Here is a 15,610-nt window from a genome sequence, read left to right as displayed (position 1 = left end):
CCCTCCATTCTAAAATCTGTCCAAACAATACATACATGTTCTGCAGCCATTGGATCTAATCCGTTGCGCATTTCTTTGCCTGCGAAACGATCCAAACTCGCCTGCACTAAAACAATAAAAACTGCCAAAAAACCGTAGTTCCATTCGCCATTGCGGCTAGGCAGCGTGACCGTACAACGTAGGAATCTTCTGATTAATCGGTAATTCACGGATTAACTAAGACACTCTATTGACACTCTTTCCCGCACACTCTTATCTAGTCGTCAACCGGCACCCATTAGTTGAATCAATTCGCACTCAGCCCGAACAAAAGTTCAGGCTGCATTACCGATTCATCACGCCTTTTGTTTTTTCAAGAAACGGAATTCGCCGCAAGATTTCAAGGAGAGAGCCCGATGATCCGCACTTCGCATACCCCCGAACTGGCAGCCCCGCACCTGGCAGCCGCGCAAAAAAACGCCATCAACCTGGCCGCGGCCGCGCATCTGCTGATCGATGTCCTGCCGTACCCCGGCATGGACGCCGGCGATCTGATCGAACTGTTCTGGAACAACTGCTACGTCGCCTCACGCGTCCTGACCCGTGAAGACCTCGGCACATCGGTCAGTCTGCGAGTGCCGGAGAGCTTCATCGCCAGCGGTACCGCACGGATCCACTATCGGGTCATGCAAATCGGGCAGGGACCGGCGCTGTCGGCGGCAACCCGGGTTCAAGTCAAGCTCGACTGCCCAGGCGGCCAGCCTTCGGCGTTGTGCGGGGACGAGAATCAGCAACTGGCGCCGGTCACGGTACCCGACACCATCCGCCGCCAGGGCGTGAACCCCAATCAGATCAAACGCGGTGTGCCCCTGACCATCGAGCCCTACCGGAACATGGCCGAGGACGACGCCATCACCTTGCGCTGGGGCGATGTGCGCATGGATCTGGCCCGAATCACCGCTGCCGATGTCGGCCTGCCGATTCAGGTCTGGGTACCACCGGCAGTGATTGTCGAGGGCGGTGAGGATCTGCGCCTCGACGTGACCTACTGCGTCATCGACTGGGTCGGCAACAACTCACGCTGGGCACCGCCACGGACGCTGAAGATCGGTTGCGTGAATCCTTATCTGAGGGTGCCGCTGCGCCAGGATCTGAAGGCCGCTGAATCGACCAAGGATTGATGCCGCATTCCTGTACTCATGGGGCTTTGCAGTGAGGGGATCCAGGGAAAAGTCGCACCGCCCCGATGGACTGCGAAGCGGTCCCGTTTTTTATGATTCAGAAAGGGCCGCTGCGCGGCCTGTCGGGGATAAATCCCTCACCACAGGTTGTACCACCACGGCTGGGAGCCTGTTAACCAACCCGACCACCACCCCTTCTATACATATTCCTAAAAGTTAGTTTATTTAATATTTATACACGCTTAGGGTATATGAACCGGACCACCGGACATTCTTTCGTTCGCCGCACTTTTGCGGCGTTTTTCATGAGATGTGAGGTAGGTAGTATGGTCCGGAACACAATCACCCCAGTGCAGATCGCCAGGGCATTGCGTGCAGCCAGGGAGCGGCACTGATGTCCAGTCTGGCCGATGCAAACGTCCAGTCGGATCTGGACATCGCCCCGTTGTTGTTGCCCGCGCAGGTCTTGCGCAACGACGCCCAAGCCATCAAGGCCGCCCATGAGCTGGCGCAAGTCGCCCGCGTGCAGGCCGCCAGGCGCGACCGCCAGCGCAAGCTGCCGTGGTCGGAAATCGAACAATTCACCCGCAGCGGTCTGGGCAGCATTGCCATCCCCCGTGAATACGGCGGCCCGCAGGTTTCGTTTGTCACGTTGGCCGAGGTGTTCGCGATCATTTCCGCGGCCGACCCGGCGCTGGGACAGATCCCGCAAAACCAGTTCGGCATTATCAATCTGGTACTCGGCAGCGCTACCGAAGCGCAAAAAAAACAGCTGTTCCAGAGTGTTCTGGAAGGCTGGCGCATCGGCAACGCCGGCCCTGAGCGCGGTACCAAAAACACCCTGGAATTGAAAGCGCGCATCACCGCCGACGGTGATGATTATGTGATCAACGGCCAGAAGTTTTATTCCACCGGCGCATTGTTCGCGCACTGGGTGGCGGTCAAGGCGCTCAATGACGACGGCAAGCAGGTGCTGGCATTCGTCCGCCGTGGCACCCCGGGCCTGCGCATAGTCGATGACTGGTCAGGCTTCGGTCAGCGCACCACCGCCAGTGGCACGATTCTGCTCAACAACGTGCGCGTCGAGTCGAGCCTGGTCGTCGATAACTGGAAGATCAACGAGAAGCCAAACACTCAAGGCGCCGTGTCGCAGCTGATTCAAGCGGCCATCGACGCTGGTATCGCCCGAGGTGCCATCGACGACGCCATCGAATTCGTCAAAACCCGCGCGCGGCCATGGATCGACGCCAAGGTCGAACGCGCCAGCGATGACCTCTACGTGATCGCCGACATCGGCAAACTGAAAATCGAACTGCACGCCGCCGAGGCATTGCTGCGCAAGGCCGGGCAAGTGCTGGATCAGGTGCACGCCGCACCGCTCACCGCCGAGTCCGCCGCCCGCGCGTCGATTGCCGTGGCCGAAGCCAAAGTGCTGACCACCGAGATTTCACTATTGGCCAGCGAAAAGCTTTTCGAACTGGCCGGCAGCCGCGCGACCCTCGCCGAATTCAACCTCGACCGCCACTGGCGCAACGCCCGGGTGCACACCCTGCACGACCCGGTGCGCTGGAAATATCACGCGGTCGGCGCCTATCGCCTCAACGGTACTTTGCCGGCCCGCCATTCCTGGATCTGACGACCGCACACTTTCTCAAAGGCATTGGAGAGAACCATGACTTTTTCCCACCCCGTCGCGGTCATCACCAGCGATGAGCAAGCCCTGATCGTCGCCAGCGACCTGGCCGAAGATTTCAAACGCGACAGTTCCGTGCGTGACCGTGAACGTCGCCTGCCACTGCCGGAACTCGACGTATTCTCCCGCTCCGGCCTGTGGGGCATCAGCGTGCCCAAGGAATACGGCGGCGCTGCTGTGTCCAACGTGACCCTGGCCAAAGTCATCGCCCTGATCGCTCAGGCTGACGGTTCTCTCGGGCAGATTCCGCAGAACCATTTCTACGCCCTCGAAGTGCTGCGCGTTAACGGCAGCCACGAGCAGAAACAGCGGCTGTACGCCGAGGTGCTGGCCGGCCAGCGCTTCGGCAACGCCCTGGCGGAACTCGGTACCAAAACCGCCCACGACCGCGTCACCCGCCTCGAACGTGACGGCGACGGCTATCGCATCAACGGGCGCAAGTTTTATGCGACCGGCGCGATCTACGCGCAGCGCATCCCGACGTCGGTGGTCGATGAAAATGGCGTGCAGCAACTGGCCTTCGTCCCGCGTGACAGCCAAGGCCTGACGGTCATCGACGACTGGAGCGGCTTCGGCCAGCGCACCACCGGCAGCGGTTCGGTGGTGTTCGAAGACGTCTACGTTGCCGCCGAAGACGTGGTCCCGTTCCAGAGTGCTTTCGAGCGTCCGACCACGGTCGGCCCGCTGGCGCAGATCCTTCACGCCGCCATCGACACCGGCATCGCTCGCGCCGCTTACGAAGATGCCCTGCACTTCGTGCGCAGCAAAACCCGGCCGTGGATTGACTCCGGTAATGACAAGGCCACCGAAGACCCGCTGACCCTGAAGAGTTTCGGTCACTTGAGTATTCGTCTGCACGCCACTGAAGCACTGCTGGAACGCGCCGGCGAATTCCTCGACAAGGCCCAGGCCGAGACCAACGCCGAAACCGTCGCTGCCGCCTCGATTGCCGTCGCCGAAGCGCGGGCGATCAGCACTGAAATCTCGCTGGCTGCTGGCAGCACGCTGTTCGAACTGGCCGGCAGCCAGGCCACCCTGATCGAGCACGGCCTCGACCGCCACTGGCGCAATGCCCGGGTGCACACCCTGCACGACCCGGTGCGCTGGAAATATCACGCGGTGGGCAATTACTACCTCAACGATGAAAAGCCGCCACTGCGGGGCACCATTTGATGAGCAAGAAAAAGATTCTGCTCAATGCGTTCAACATGAACTGCATTGGCCACATCAACCACGGTTTGTGGACCCACCCGCGCGACACCTCGACGCGCTACAAAACTCTCGAGTACTGGACCGAACTGGCGCAATTGCTGGAGCGCGGGCTGTTCGACGGACTGTTCATCGCCGACATCGTCGGCGTGTACGACGTCTATCAGAACTCGGTGGACGTCACGCTGAAAGAGTCGATCCAGTTGCCGGTCAACGATCCGCTGCTGCTGGTGTCGGCCATGGCTGCGGTGACGAAAAATCTCGGCTTCGGCCTCACCGCCAACCTCACCTATGAACCGCCCTATCTGTTCGCCCGCCGCATGTCCACGCTCGATCATCTGAGCCGTGGTCGGGTCGGCTGGAATATCGTCACCGGTTACCTCGACAGCGCCGCCAAGGCCATGGGCCTGCGCGAACAGGTCGAGCACGACCGCCGTTACGATCAGGCCGATGAGTACCTCGAAGTGCTCTACAAGCTCTGGGAGGGCAGTTGGGAAAACGGCGCGGTACTCAATGACCGCGTGCAGCGCATCTACGCGCAGCCGGAGAAGGTGCACAAGGTCGAGCACCACGGCGAGTTCTATCAAGTCGAGGGTTATCACCTCTGCGAGCCGTCGCCGCAGCGCACGCCTGTGCTGTTCCAGGCTGGCAGTTCCGATCGTGGATTGCTGTTCGCCGGGCGTCACGCCGAGTGCGTATTCATCAGCGGCCAGAACAAGCCATCGACCAAAGTGCAGGTGGACAAGGTCCGCGCCAGCGCCGTCGAGGCCGGGCGCAATCCCGAAGACATCAAGGTGTTCATGGGCCTCAACGTGATCGTCGGCGCCACCGAAGAAGCCGCGTGGGCCAAGCACGCCGAGTACTTGAGTCATGCCAGTGCCGAGGCCGGTGTGGCGCACTTCTCGGCGTCCACCGGCATCGATTTTTCCCAATACGAAATCGACGAGCCGATCCAGTACGTCAAGAGCAACGCCATCCAGTCCGCAACCAAGAACCTGCAGAACAACGACTGGACCCGACGCAAATTGCTCGACCAGCACGCTCTCGGTGGCCGCTACATCACCGTGGTGGGCTCGCCTGAGCAAGTGGCGGATGAACTGGAAGCGTGGATCGCCGAAACCGGTCTCGACGGCTTCAACCTGACGCGCATCGTGACCCCGGAAAGCTATGTCGATTTCATCGAGCTGGTGATTCCGGAGTTGCAGCGGCGCGGGTCGTACAAGACTGCGTATGACAGCGGCAGCCTGCGCGAAAAGCTGTTTCACGCAGGGGCGCAGTTACCTGAGCAACATACCGGCTCTTCGTACCGCCGCTAAAAGCATCGCTGGCAAGCCAGCTCCCACAAGGGTCTGTGGCGTTCATAAAACCTGTGGGAGCTGGCATGCCAGCGATGAGGCCCGACCCGACACCACAAAATTCATGCACTGACTGGAAAACCACCATGACCAAGAAACTCCTGTCCCACCCAGTCAAAGCACTGGTCCTGGCCTTCGGCCTGTTCAGCTCGGCGGTGTTCGCCGCCGATGCACCACTGAAAATCGGCACCACCGCTGCCTTCGCGATTCCGCTGGAAGCCGCCGTAGAGGAGGCCTCCAGACAAGGCCTGAAAGTCGAGCTGGTGGAGTTCACCGACTGGATCGCACCGAACGTCAGCCTCGCCGCCGGCGACATCGACGTGAACTACTTCCAGCACATCCCGTTCCTCGAAAACGCCAAGGCGGCCTCCGGTTTTGACCTGGTGCCGTTCGCCCCGGGGATCATCAACAACGTCGGCCTCTACTCGAAAAAATACAAAAGCTTCGACGAGTTGCCCGAAGGCGCCAGCGTCGCCATCGCCAACGACCCGATCAACAGCGGTCGCGGTCTGCAACTGCTGGCCAAGGCTGGCCTGATCATCCTCAAACCTGGCGTCGGCTACAAGGCCACCGAAGACGACATCGTCGCCAACCCGAAGAAGATCAAGATTCTGCAAGTCGAAGCCGTGCAACTGGTGCGCGCCTACGATGACGCCGATCTGGTCCAGGGCTACCCGGCCTACATTCGTCTGGCGAAGACTTTTGACGCAGGCTCAGCGCTGCTGTTCGACGGTCTCGACCACAAGGAATACGTGATCCAGTTCGTGATCCAGCCGAAGAGCAAGGACGACCCGCGCCTGATCAAATTCGTCGATATCTACCAGCACTCGCCGGCCGTTCGCGCCGCGCTGGATAAGGCTCACGGCAAGCTGTATCAGGCCGGTTGGGAAAGCTGAACATGACCGCCGCGATCCTACGGCGACTGGAGATTCCAGAGCCAAAACATGCTGAAAAAACCGAACTGCATCCCGAGCTGAATCGCGCCCACGTGCGCTTCATCGGCCTGGGTAAAACCTACGCGGGTCGGCAAGGCCCGGTGGCGGCCCTGCAAGGCATCGACCTGGCGATCCAGCGCGGCGAGGTGTTCGGCATCATCGGGCGCAGCGGCGCCGGCAAATCGTCGCTGATCCGCACGATCAATCGTCTGGAGCAACCGACGGCGGGACGGGTGCTGATCGATCAGGTCGACATCGGCGAGTTCGATGAGGATCGCCTGGTCGCGCTGCGCCGAAGGATCGGCATGATCTTCCAGCACTTCAACCTGATGTCGGCCAAGACCGTGTGGCAGAACGTCGAACTGCCGCTGAAAGTCGCGGGTGTGCCGAAGGCGCAACGCGAGCAGAAGGTTCGTGAGCTGCTCGAACTGGTCGGCCTGCAAGCCAAGCACAAGGCTTACCCGGCGCAACTCTCCGGCGGACAGAAACAGCGCGTCGGCATCGCCCGCGCATTGGTGCATGACCCGGACATTCTGCTGTGCGACGAAGCCACTTCGGCGCTCGATCCCGAGACCACTCAGTCGATCCTCGGCCTGCTGCGCGAGATCAATCAGCGCCTCGGCCTGACCATTGTGTTGATCACTCACGAAATGGCGGTGATCCGCGAAATCTGCGACCGCGTGGTGGTCCTGGAACACGGGCGAATCGTTGAGCAAGGCCCGGTCTGGGAAGTGTTCGGCAATCCGCAACACGAGGTCAGTCAGACCTTGCTCGCGCCGCTGCAAGACGCACTGCCGGAAGAGCTGCAAAGCCGTCTGCATGCCCAGCCGCCCTCCCCGGGCGCGGCGGTGGTATTGCGTTTGCAGTTCACCGGGGGCGCCGCCGACGAGCCGGATCTGGCCGCGTTATTTGCCGCCCTCGGTGGACGCGTGAAGTGGCTGCAGGGCGGCGTCGAACGGATTCAGGGACACGCGCTGGGACAACTGTTGCTGGCAGTCAGCGGCTCGTCCTTGAGCGCCGAACAATTGCGCGAGCGCGCCGGGCAGTGGGCGCAACGGGTGGAGGTATCGGGTTATGTGGTTTGATCGTTTGCTCCAGGGATTCATCGACACCTTCCTGATGGTCGGTGTGTCGTCGCTGATCGCCTTGCTGGTAGGGATCCCGATGGCAGTGATTCTGGTCACCAGCGACAAGGGCGGGATCTATCAGGCGCCGCTGCTCAACCGCGCGCTGGGCGCGTTCGTGAATCTGTTCCGCTCGATCCCGTTTCTGATTCTGATGGTCGCGCTGATTCCCTTCACCCGGCTGATTGTCGGCACCACGTACGGTGTGTGGGCGGCGGTGGTACCGCTGACGATTGCCGCGACGCCATTTTTTGCGCGAATTGCCGAAGTCAGTTTGCGCGAGGTCGATCACGGCTTGATCGAAGCCGCGCAGGCCATGGGCTGCCGGCGCTGGCACATCGTCTGGCATGTGCTGTTGCCGGAAGCGCTGCCGGGGATTGTCGGCGGGTTCACGATTACGCTGGTGACGATGATCAACTCGTCAGCCATGGCCGGAGCGATTGGCGCCGGCGGCCTCGGCGATATCGCTTACCGCTACGGTTATCAACGTTTCGACAGCCAGATCATGCTGACGGTGATTGTGTTGTTGGTGGCGTTGGTGGCGGTGATTCAGGTGGGCGGCGATCGCCTCGCCAGAGGTCTGAACAAGCGCTGAAGCAAGATCAAAAGATCGCAGCCTTCGGCAGCTCCTACAGGGGAATGCGATCTTCTGTAGGAGCTGCCGAAGGCTGCGATCTTTTAAAGCGCGAAAGCGCTTATAGTCTGCTCAACTCCCCCAAACAGTCCGCCCCATGAAACAGACTCCCACCGATCTGGAACAGATCACCGCCACCACCCTCGGCCACTACAACTCGGTGGCCGAAGACTTCCGCGAAGGCACCCGCGACCACGATGTCAGCCAGAACATCGACGCGCTGTTACGGCATATCCACGGCACTGCGCCGTTCACCCTGCTCGATTTCGGCTGCGGCCCCGGACGTGATTTGCAGACGTTCACCCGCATGGGCCACGTCGCGGTCGGCCTTGATGGCTCAGAGGAATTTGCGCGCATGGCCCGCGAAGACAGCGGTTGCGAGGTCTGGCAGCAGGACTTTCTGAAACTCGATCTGCCGACCGAGCGCTTCGACGGCATCTTCGCCAATGCGGTGCTGTTTCATGTGCCGTTGCAGGAGTTGCCGCGGGTGCTCAAGCAGCTGCATGGCACACTGAAACCGGGCGGGGTGTTGTTCAGTTCCAATCCGCGCGGGGATAACCGTGAGGGCTGGAATGGGCCACGCTACGGCTCATATCACGACCTGGACGCGTGGCGCGGGTTGTTGACGGCGGCGGGGTTTGTCGAGCTTGAACATTACTACCGGCCGGCGGGATTGCCGCGCGAGCAGCAGCCTTGGCTGGCGAGCGTCTGGCGGCGGGTTGGCTGAAGATCAAAAGATCGCAGCCTGCAGCAGCGCCGACATGGGATTTCCTGTAGGCGCTGCCGCAGGCTGCGATCTTTTGCTTTTGCCTTATGCGGTCTCTTTCTTCGGCTCGCGAATCTTGTACCAGGCCACATACAGCGCCGGCAGAAACAGCAGGGTCAGCAACGTCGCGACCACGATCCCGCCAATCATCGCGTAGGCCATCGGCCCCCAAAACACTTCCCGGGCAATCGGAATCATGCCCATGCTCGCCGCCGCAGCCGTCAGCAGGATCGGCCGACGCCGGTGCTCGGTCGCTTCCACCACCGCATCCCACGGCGTATAGCCCTTCTGCTCGAACTCATCGATCTGCGTCACCAGAATCACCGAGTTGCGGATGATGATACCGATCAGTGCAAGGATCCCCAGGATCGCCACGAAGCCCATCGGCGTACCGGTCGGCACCAGCGCCAGCACCACGCCGATCAGACCCAGCGGCGCGACACTTGCCACCAGAAACATCTTCTGCACGCTGTGCAACTGGATCATCAGGAAGGTCGCCATCAAAAACAGCATCAACGGCAGGACCTTGGCGATCGGTCCCTGGGCCTTGCCGCTTTCCTCGACCGTACCGCCCGTGGCGACTTTGTAGCCGACCGGGAGTTTTTCAGCGAACGCATCAATCGACGGCTTGAGCAGTTTCACCAGGTCGGTCGGCTGGATCTCGTCGCGCACCGAGGCCTTGATGGTGATGGTCGGCAGACGGTCACGACGCCACACCAGCGGTTGCTCCAGCTCATACCGCACGGTGGCGAAGGCCAGTAGCGGAATCGACGTACCGTTGGGTGTGACGATCTGCAGGTTCTGCAGGGTTTCCGGGGTACCGCGTTCGGAATCCACCGCGCGGCCGACGACGTTGATCAGGTAGATATCGTCATCGACCTGGGTCAGGGGCGAGCCGCTGACGATGCTGTTCATCAGCTTCGCCACGTCTTCCGAGGACAGCCCGAGCTGACGCGCCTTGTCCTGGGCAATGTCGATGCGCAGCACTTTGCCCGGCTCGTTCCAGTCGTAAATGATCTCGCCGATGTGCTCGTTCTTGTCCAGCTCGGTCGCCAGGTCGATAGCGTGCTTGCGCACCTGATCGATGTCCTTGCCGCTGACCCGGTACTGGATCGGACGTCCTACCGGCGGGCCCATTTCCAGCGCCTGCACGTAACTGCCGATGCCGACGAAGTCCTTGTGCAAGCGTTCACGCAGGCGTTGGCTGAGGGCTTCGCGGGCCTCGAAATCTTTGCTGACGATCACCAGTTGCGCGTAGTACGGGTTCTGCAATTGCTGGTCGAGCGGCAAGTAGAAACGGATCGCGCCCTGACCGATGTAAGTGCTCCAGCGCACGATGTCCGGGTCGCCCTTGAGCGTGGCTTCGAGCTTGTCCACGGCCTTGCGGGTTTCGTCGATCGAGGCATTTTGCGGCAGGTTCAGATCGACGAGGATTTCCGGGCGATCGGAGGACGGGAAGAACTGGTTCTGTACAAAGCGCATGCAGAACACCGCCAGCACGAAGCACAACACGGTGATGCCGATCGCCCACCAGCGGTTGCGCATCGACCACAGCAATCCGTGGTTGAATGCCCGACCAATGCGTCCCGGCTCGCCCTCGTGAGGTTTCACATTGGTGCTGAGGATGTGCACGCCGATCACCGGTGCGAACAGCACCGCGACGATCCACGACACCAGCATGGCCACCGCGATCACCGCAAACAGGGTGAAGGTGTACTCACCGGCGGAGCTGGCGTTGAGGCCGATCGGCACGAAGCCGGCAACGGTCACCAGCGTACCGGTGAGCATCGGGAACGCTGTCGAGGTGTAGGCAAACGTAGCCGCCTGCTCCTTGGTCTCGCCCATTTCCAGACGCGTGACCATCATCTCCACGGTGATCATCGCGTCGTCCACCAGCAGGCCGAGGGCGATGATCAGCGCACCGAGGGAAATCCGCTGCATGGTGATGCCGCTGTATTCCATGAACACAAACACCATCGCCAGCACCAGCGGAATCGAGCACGCCACCACCAGCCCGGCGCGCACGCCAAGACTGATGAAGCTGACCACCAGCACGATGATCACTGCTTCGAACAGCGCGCTGGTGAAGCCACCAACCGCCTCTTCCACCACCACGGCCTGATCGGACACCGTATGGACGCCGACGCCAACCGGCAGATCAGCGGTGATCTGGTCGATCCGCTGGTGCAACGCCTTGCCGAATTCCTGAACGTTGCCGCCCTTCTGCATGGCAATCGCCAGACCGATTGCCGGCTTGCCGTCGAAACGGAATTCCGGCGTGGCCGGGTCAACATAACCGCGACTGATGTCGGCGATATCGGCCAGACGATAGAAGCGCTCATTGAGTTTGAGATTGACCTCGGCCAGATCCTTCTCCGACGCGAACTGTCCTGAAGTACGCACCGAGATACGCTCGGGCCCGGCCTCGATCACACCCGCCGGAGTCACGGCGTTCTGCGATTGCAGGCTCTGCACCACCTGACGCTGATCGATGCCCAGTGCCGCGAGCTTGCGGGTGGAGAAGTTCAGGTAAATCACTTCGTCCTGCTGGCCGATCATCTCGATCTTGCCCAGACCCGGCACGTTGCGGATCTCGGCGCGGGCCTGTTCCACGTAGTCACGCAACTGGCGCATGGTCAGGCCGTCGGCGGTAAACGCGTAGACCGAGCCGTAGACGTCACCGAACTCATCGTTGAATCCGGGCCCCTGAATCCCTTGGGGAAACTGTCCGCGAATGTCATCGATCTTCTTGCGCACCTGGTACCAGATTTCCGGAATGTCCTTGGCGCTGGTGGTGTCGCGCAGGTACACGTAGACCGTCGATTCACCGGGGCGCGTGTAGCTTTTCACGTAGTCGAGAGAATCGAGCTCCTCGAGTTTTTTCTCGATGCGGTCGGTGACCTGCTTGAGGGTTTCCTCCTGGGTCGCGCCCGGCCATTTGGTCTGGATGACCATGGTCTTGATGGTGAACGAAGGGTCTTCTTCACGCCCCAGATTGAAGTAAGAGAACACCCCCATCAGCAACGCGACGAACATCAGGTACCAGACGAACGACTGATGCTTGAGGGCCCATTCGGAGAGATTGAAAGAGCCTTTCATTGACTGTCCTCGTCGAGTTTCACGGCTTGTCCGGGTTTGAGACTGTTGACGCCTGCGCTGACCACGCGCTCGCCGGATTTGACGCCGTCGGTCAGTACCACGGTGCCGTCGGTACGGCTGATCACGCTGACGTCACGGGGCGCGACGGTTTTGCTGGAAGTGTCGACCACCCAGATGCGGGCCTTGCCATCGGCTTCCTGCAGGGCGGTGGCGGGCAACTCGATACGCGGCTTGATCGCCGAACTGAGGGTCACGCTGATCGCCGTACCGAGGCGGAACCCCTCCGGGGTGCTGGCCAGGGTCAGCCGTGCGCGGCGGGTGCGCGTGGCGCTTTGAGCCTGCGGTTCGATCTCGCGAATGGTCGCAGTGGTATTGATGCTCGGGTCGAGTTGCCCGGCCACCAGAAACACCACGTCGGCGGGGATCTGATCAACCAGTGTGTCCGGCAGGTCGATCACCGCTTCCTTGATGTCCGGTTGCGCCAGAGTCACCACTTGCTGGCCGGCAGTCACCACCTGGCCGGCTTCGGCATTCCATGCGGTGACCACGGCTTTGTGGTCGGCGCGCAGTTCGGTGTAGCCGAGCTGATCCTTGCTCTGATCGACCGCCGCCCGTGCCTGATCGAGCGAGGCCTGGGTGGTTTTCAGATCGGTGATGGCGATGTCCAGTTGTGCCTGCGCGCCCACCCCACGATCAAACAGCGCCTGCTGACGCCTGGCGTTGGCCTGGGCGTTGATCAGTTGCGCCTGCACCTTGGCCAGATCGCCTTGGGCCGAACGCAACTGGTTCTGTTGATCGGAGGGGTCGAGCGTGGCGAGCAACGTACCCTTTTGCACCTCGGTACCGACATCGACGTTACGGCTGGCAATACGTCCACCGACGCGGAAACCGGTGTTGCTCTCGTAACGTGCCTGAATGCTGCCGGCGAAACGCCCGAGGGTTTCCTCGTTCAGCGCCTGTACCTTGATCGACAGCACGGGTCGTACCGGCTCCGGAGGCGGCTCGCTTTTCGAGCAGGCGGCCAGCAACACACTGATGGATAACAGCCCCAGACGCTTCATGGCTGTGCTCCCGGTTGCAGATCCTTGTAGGTGTTTTCGGCGATCTCGACTTTCATGCCCGGATGCAACAACTGCCCACCCGCGACAATGACTTTTTCCCCGCCTTGGAGACCGTCGCTGATGATCACCTTGCCGATCAGGTAGCGGCTGACAGTGACGTTGTGCAACTGCGCCTCGCCCTTGTCGTCAACCATCCATACGGCCGGCTCGCTGATGTTTTTGGTCAGCGCCGACCATGGCAATTCCACCGCCGACTTGCCGCTGCCCTTGGCCGTGGCGCTGACCACCGAGCCGAGCTGCATGCCCTGCGGCAGGCTGTCGAGGGTGACTTTGACTTGCACCGTGCCGGACTGCGCCGACACCGCCGGGGTGATTTCGCGCACCGTGCCGGTGGTCTTGATCGCGGGGTTGTCGAGCAGGCTGACGACAATCGAGCGATCGTCAGGGCGTTCGGCCAGCAGCGATTCGTAGACGTTGAACACCGCGTCGCGATCGCCATCGCGGGCCAGTTTGAAAATCGGCGCGGTGGCCTGGACCACTTGGCCGACCTCGGCCTGGCGCTCGGTGATAATCCCCGGGGCATCGGCGATCAGTGCGGTGTAGCTCAGTTGATCCTTGGCATTGGCCAGTTGCGCCTGCGCCGCGCTCAGGGCGCTCTGGCTGCTGCGCAAGGCGGCTTGGGCGGAGTCGAATTCGCTCTGGCTGGTGTAACCCTTCGGCAACAGTTTCTGCTGACGCACGAACGCCGCCGCGCTCTGTTTGACCCGTGCCTGCTCGGCGATGACCTGGGCCTGAGCGGAATCGACGTTGGTCTGCAAATCCTTGGGATCGAGTTTGGCCAGCACTTGCCTGGCGCTGACCCGGTCGCCGACATCGACCATGCGCTGGATGATCTTGCCACCGACCCGGAACGACAGTTCGGTCTGCACCCGGGCCTGCACATCGCCGGTCAGGGTCACGGCAGCCGCGTAATCGGCGGGTTTGACCTCTTGCACAAAGACCCGTGGCAGGTACTCCGCCGGGGCTTCTTTCTTGCCGCAAGCGGTCAACAACGTGAGCAGGCTCAGCACGACAACTGTTTTCAATCCGGGACTCGCCATGCAGACTCCTTCCTGTGTACGAACGTGCAAGTGACGATACGACTGTGAGCTTAGAACAGGGTTCAACGTTCGCTCGCGCGATCTCTATATTTCCCCTGTAGGAGCTGCCGCAGGCTGCGATCTTTTGACTTTACAAAAGCAAGATCAAAAGATCGCAGCCTGCGGCAGCTCCTACAATGGTCGCCTCAAGAGAAGGATTTTCATGCTCAAGACCCTCGCGGTGGCCAATTACCGCTCGATCAACAAACTGGTGATTCCGCTGGGCCGGCTGAACCTGATCACCGGCCCCAACGGCAGCGGCAAGTCCAATCTCTACCGCGCCTTGCGCCTGCTGGCGGAGACCGCTCAGGGTGGCGTGGTCAATGCACTGGCCCGCGAGGGCGGGCTGGACTCGACATTCTGGGCCGGGCCGGAAACCATCAGCCGGCGCATGCGCAACGGCGAAGTGGCGATCGAGCCGACCGTGCGTCAGGGCGTCAAACGGCTGCGCCTGGGGTTTGCCGGAGAGGATTTCAGCTACTCCATCAGCCTCGGCCTGCCCGACTCCAACGGCCACTTCATGTTGCCGGGAGACACTCAGCCCAGCCCCTCGCGTTTCAGCCTCGATCCGCAGATCAAGCGCGAATGCATCTGGGCCGGCCCGCTCTATCGACCGGCCAGCCTGCTGGTGGATCGCAACGGTGCGATGATCCGCGCCCGCGAAGCCCGCAGCTGGGACGTGCTGGCGCAACACACGCCGAATTTCGACAGCCTGTTCGACCAGATCGGCAGCCTGCGCAGTTCGCCGGAAGTGTTCCAGATGCGCGAGTTCATCCGCCGCTGGCGCTTCTACGATCACTTTCGCAGCGACGCCGACGCCCCGGTGCGCCAGCCGCAACTGGGCACGCGCACGCCGGTGCTGCACCACGACGGTCGCGATCTGGCCGCCGCGTTGCAGACCATCAATGAAATCGGCGACCCCGAGGCCTTGCAGGTGGCGATCAGCGATGCGTTTCCCGGCGCACGGCTGAACATCGCACCGCTGGCCGGCGGACGCTTTGCCATCGAGTTTTTCCAGGAGGGGTTGCTGCGACCCTTGTCGGCGGCGGAGCTGTCGGACGGGACGTTGCGTTATCTGTTGCTGATTGCCGCATTGCTGACGCCAAGACCACCGTCATTGATGGTGCTCAACGAACCGGAAACCAGTCTGCACCCGGATCTTTTGCCGGCGCTGGCGCGCTTGATCATTCGCGCGTCGGAACAGTGTCAGGTGTGGGTGGTGTCCCATGCACGGCGGTTGATTTCAGCGTTGCAGGAGGATCCGGAATGCAACTGCATCGTGCTCGAAAAAACGCTGGGGCAGACCGGAATTGTCGGGCAGCGGGTGCTGGATGAGCCGGCGTGGAACTGGCCGGATTGAAAGCGAAAAGATCGCAGCCTGCGGCAGCTCCTACAGGTTTCGCGTCGCGCCGTGATAGGGCGACAGGCGCTGTCC

12 protein-coding genes are annotated in these 15,610 nt (G+C 61.4%); 9 read left to right on the top strand and 3 right to left on the bottom strand.

All coding sequences use genetic code 11. The features are described 5' to 3' along the window. The first annotated feature begins 395 nt into the window (after positions 1 to 395). The 8 genes from AC193Q_RS21490 (at position 396) to AC193Q_RS21455 (ending at position 8,837) form a co-directional block, all read left to right on the top strand. Positions 396 to 1,160, top strand: a complete 765-nt coding sequence (locus AC193Q_RS21490) for a hypothetical protein (protein WP_483878755.1) — start codon at positions 396 to 398, stop codon at positions 1,158 to 1,160. A 394-nt stretch (positions 1,161 to 1,554) separates the two neighbouring features. Then, the gene (locus tag AC193Q_RS21485; protein WP_483878754.1) at positions 1,555 to 2,796 is read left to right on the top strand and encodes an SfnB family sulfur acquisition oxidoreductase; all 1,242 of its coding nucleotides are present in this window, start codon (positions 1,555 to 1,557) and stop codon (positions 2,794 to 2,796) included. A 36-nt stretch (positions 2,797 to 2,832) separates the two neighbouring features. Continuing rightward, positions 2,833 to 4,026, top strand: a complete 1,194-nt coding sequence (locus AC193Q_RS21480) for an SfnB family sulfur acquisition oxidoreductase (RefSeq protein WP_483878753.1) — start codon at positions 2,833 to 2,835, stop codon at positions 4,024 to 4,026. Continuing rightward, the gene (locus tag AC193Q_RS21475) at positions 4,026 to 5,378 is read left to right on the top strand and encodes an LLM class flavin-dependent oxidoreductase (RefSeq protein ID WP_483878752.1); all 1,353 of its coding nucleotides are present in this window, start codon (positions 4,026 to 4,028) and stop codon (positions 5,376 to 5,378) included. Before AC193Q_RS21480 ends, AC193Q_RS21475 begins: the two co-directional genes overlap by 1 nt. Before the next feature lie 125 nt (positions 5,379 to 5,503). Beyond that, positions 5,504 to 6,313, top strand: coding sequence for a MetQ/NlpA family ABC transporter substrate-binding protein (locus tag AC193Q_RS21470; protein WP_483878751.1), 810 nt, complete (start codon positions 5,504 to 5,506; stop codon positions 6,311 to 6,313). 2 nt (positions 6,314 to 6,315) lie between these two features. Continuing rightward, complete coding sequence (locus tag AC193Q_RS21465; RefSeq protein WP_483878750.1) at positions 6,316 to 7,437, top strand: methionine ABC transporter ATP-binding protein; 1,122 nt, start codon at positions 6,316 to 6,318, stop codon at positions 7,435 to 7,437. After that, complete coding sequence (locus AC193Q_RS21460) at positions 7,427 to 8,071, top strand: methionine ABC transporter permease (protein ID WP_121183078.1); 645 nt, start codon at positions 7,427 to 7,429, stop codon at positions 8,069 to 8,071. Before AC193Q_RS21465 ends, AC193Q_RS21460 begins: the two co-directional genes overlap by 11 nt. Before the next feature lie 136 nt (positions 8,072 to 8,207). Beyond that, complete coding sequence (locus tag AC193Q_RS21455) at positions 8,208 to 8,837, top strand: class I SAM-dependent methyltransferase (RefSeq protein WP_095667830.1); 630 nt, start codon at positions 8,208 to 8,210, stop codon at positions 8,835 to 8,837. 84 nt (positions 8,838 to 8,921) lie between these two features. Here the strand turns inward: AC193Q_RS21455 and AC193Q_RS21450 are convergent, their stop codons facing one another. From AC193Q_RS21450 to AC193Q_RS21440, 3 genes are read right to left on the bottom strand one after another with little or no spacing between them, the layout of a single operon-like run. After that, on the bottom strand, positions 8,922 to 11,975 hold the full coding sequence (locus AC193Q_RS21450) for an efflux RND transporter permease subunit (RefSeq protein WP_041071156.1): 3,054 nt from the start codon (positions 11,973 to 11,975) through the stop codon (positions 8,922 to 8,924). Next, positions 11,972 to 13,036, bottom strand: coding sequence for an efflux RND transporter periplasmic adaptor subunit (locus AC193Q_RS21445; protein ID WP_121183076.1), 1,065 nt, complete (start codon positions 13,034 to 13,036; stop codon positions 11,972 to 11,974). Before AC193Q_RS21445 ends, AC193Q_RS21450 begins: the two co-directional genes overlap by 4 nt. Next, the gene (locus AC193Q_RS21440) at positions 13,033 to 14,136 is read right to left on the bottom strand and encodes an efflux RND transporter periplasmic adaptor subunit (protein ID WP_047290789.1); all 1,104 of its coding nucleotides are present in this window, start codon (positions 14,134 to 14,136) and stop codon (positions 13,033 to 13,035) included. Before AC193Q_RS21440 ends, AC193Q_RS21445 begins: the two co-directional genes overlap by 4 nt. A 202-nt stretch (positions 14,137 to 14,338) precedes the next feature. Here AC193Q_RS21440 and AC193Q_RS21435 point away from each other — a divergent pair, with 202 nt between their 5' ends. Next, entirely contained in the window at positions 14,339 to 15,535 is a 1,197-nt protein-coding gene (locus AC193Q_RS21435; protein ID WP_121183074.1) for an AAA family ATPase, read from the top strand. Positions 15,536 to 15,610: the final 75 nt, after the last annotated feature.

The sequence above is a fragment of the Pseudomonas sp. F2 genome, assembly GCF_057174385.1.
The sequence above is the reverse complement of the archived record's forward strand: the minus strand, read 5'-3'. Positions and strand labels throughout refer to the sequence as shown.

Excerpts from the sequence above, each read along its gene's own strand:
- AC193Q_RS21490 (WP_483878755.1), top strand. The coding sequence starts at position 396 with ATGATCCGCACTTCGCATACCCCCGAACTGGCAGCCCCGCACCTGGCA.
- AC193Q_RS21485 (WP_483878754.1), top strand. The coding sequence starts at position 1,555 with ATGTCCAGTCTGGCCGATGCAAACGTCCAGTCGGATCTGGACATCGCC.
- AC193Q_RS21480 (WP_483878753.1), top strand. The coding sequence starts at position 2,833 with ATGACTTTTTCCCACCCCGTCGCGGTCATCACCAGCGATGAGCAAGCC.
- AC193Q_RS21475 (WP_483878752.1), top strand. The coding sequence starts at position 4,026 with ATGAGCAAGAAAAAGATTCTGCTCAATGCGTTCAACATGAACTGCATT.
- AC193Q_RS21470 (WP_483878751.1), top strand. The coding sequence starts at position 5,504 with ATGACCAAGAAACTCCTGTCCCACCCAGTCAAAGCACTGGTCCTGGCC.
- AC193Q_RS21465 (WP_483878750.1), top strand. The coding sequence starts at position 6,316 with ATGACCGCCGCGATCCTACGGCGACTGGAGATTCCAGAGCCAAAACAT.
- AC193Q_RS21460 (WP_121183078.1), top strand. The coding sequence starts at position 7,427 with ATGTGGTTTGATCGTTTGCTCCAGGGATTCATCGACACCTTCCTGATG.
- AC193Q_RS21455 (WP_095667830.1), top strand. The coding sequence starts at position 8,208 with ATGAAACAGACTCCCACCGATCTGGAACAGATCACCGCCACCACCCTC.
- AC193Q_RS21450 (WP_041071156.1), bottom strand. The coding sequence starts at position 11,975 with ATGAAAGGCTCTTTCAATCTCTCCGAATGGGCCCTCAAGCATCAGTCG.
- AC193Q_RS21445 (WP_121183076.1), bottom strand. The coding sequence starts at position 13,036 with ATGAAGCGTCTGGGGCTGTTATCCATCAGTGTGTTGCTGGCCGCCTGC.
- AC193Q_RS21440 (WP_047290789.1), bottom strand. The coding sequence starts at position 14,136 with ATGGCGAGTCCCGGATTGAAAACAGTTGTCGTGCTGAGCCTGCTCACG.
- AC193Q_RS21435 (WP_121183074.1), top strand. The coding sequence starts at position 14,339 with ATGCTCAAGACCCTCGCGGTGGCCAATTACCGCTCGATCAACAAACTG.